Here is a 1,629-nt window from a genome sequence, read left to right as displayed (position 1 = left end):
GCGACGCTTGGCATCAGTTTATCTCGGATGCCATGGATGCCGCCTGCCAAGGCAATGTGGGGGATCCTTTCGACTCGCCAAGGTCGCAGTTCTTCAATGCAGCCACGGTCGTGCCGGGACCCGACATTGCGATCGAGGACGTGAAGTGGACGGCGTTTCCTCGCCTTGTTCAGATCACCAGCGGGTCGGACATGGAACGCTGGCTGAACGCCGATGCCGCCCGCGACGTCCAGGACGAATATTGCGAATGGAGCGTTACCCGACAATCGGGCACCAACAAGATCACGCGAGTCACCTTTACCTGCGAGGGCCCGGAGTATTGGCGCTTTCTCGCCGCGACTGATCCGGCGCGCACGCTCGCACTCTACAAGAAGCACATCGATGAATCCGCTACGCAGAGCGACCTCTTCACCCCCTCGGGCGCCTACCTTCCGCGGAATCGATTCAACAACTCGACTGTCAACGGGGCGATGCACCTCGTGCAGAGAAACAACACGCTGCGTGCCGAGATCGAGATTGCTGGCGCGGCAACAATCAGGCGGCTGCGCGCGAATGGAACGCCGATGACCGATGCTCTCGAGCTGATCCAATGCGGCCGATACGGTGCCCCTCAACGGCATAGCGATCCGTTCATCGGCGCGCGGGTGAACTTCCATGCCCGCAACCGGGCGGACATCACCGTCGCCAATCCGGTGGGAATCTACTTCGCAGGTCTCGACACACAGGAGTGGGAAACGCCGGACGGCAGTGATCCCGCCCCATTCTGGAGGTACACGCGTGGCGTATCCGACCGCCCGGTCAGGGCCGTGATCGAGGTACCGAGCGACCGTGGCTACGTGCTCGGTGATGTGCACATCGATGGGCGGCAGATCCAGTTTGGCGGCCAGATTGCCGATCGGATTCAGATGACCATCAGGGCACTCGCCACGCGGATCGGTCTCAGTCCCGCAGAGCCGGTGCGCGGTTGCGTCGGAGACGCCGCTGGTCCCGCGGCCGGTCTCGCCGCTGGTGCTCCCCTGTCGGTAAGCGATGCGCTGGGCGACGGCGCGCCTCGGCGGATCTGAGAAGGATGTGATGGGCGTTGGCAGGTGCAAATCACGCATTCGTAAGGGAGGACCGCTTTGACAACGAGGCTACGCGGCCGACAGCAGAGACAGTCGACCGCACATGGAACACGTGGGAGACGCAACAGATCGGTGGCGGCGCCGGATCTCGAGCCGACCGCGCCATCGGGCTACGACAAACCGACAGTCAGGAGGCCGTCCCCGGCACGATTGGCTTTGGGAGCAGGGCCTGCTGCGGCCTCCGACGTCCGCGTGCGCGGGATGGAAGTCGTGCAGGTTGTCCAGGCGCTCGACAATCGCGTCAGGCTGATTGCAGGCAAACCGACCGTCGTGCGGGTCTATCTCGATCCTGCTGCATTCGCTGCTCCGACGTTGGTGACCGGCGAGATCACCTGGCGACGCGGCAGGGGCGGGGCTTCTTATCTTGCGGCGATGAACCGCGTAAGGCTCGATCCGGCGCGTACGCCCGACCTCGAGGGGCAGCGCTTCGACCTTGCGGAGAGTCTCAACTTTCTCTTGCCTGCCGACGCGCGGGCGGTCGGCGCACTGACGCTCAGCCTCAATC

The 1,629-nt window shown here is 63.9% G+C and carries 2 protein-coding genes; both read left to right on the top strand.

Translation table 11 applies throughout. From position 1 onward, the window contains the following. On the top strand, nt 1-1,064 hold a 1,064-nt coding region (locus ACRDUX_RS07760; protein ID WP_526412600.1), incomplete at its 5' end, for a DUF8225 domain-containing protein. A gap of 261 nt (nt 1,065-1,325) precedes the next feature. Continuing rightward, on the top strand, nt 1,326-1,629 hold a 304-nt coding region (locus ACRDUX_RS07755; protein WP_526412598.1), incomplete at its 3' end, for a hypothetical protein.

This window comes from Mycobacterium sp. (assembly GCF_050701675.1).
Taxonomy (GTDB): Bacteria; Actinomycetota; Actinomycetes; order Mycobacteriales; family Mycobacteriaceae; genus Mycobacterium.
The sequence above is the reverse complement of the archived record's forward strand: the minus strand, read 5'-3'. Positions and strand labels throughout refer to the sequence as shown.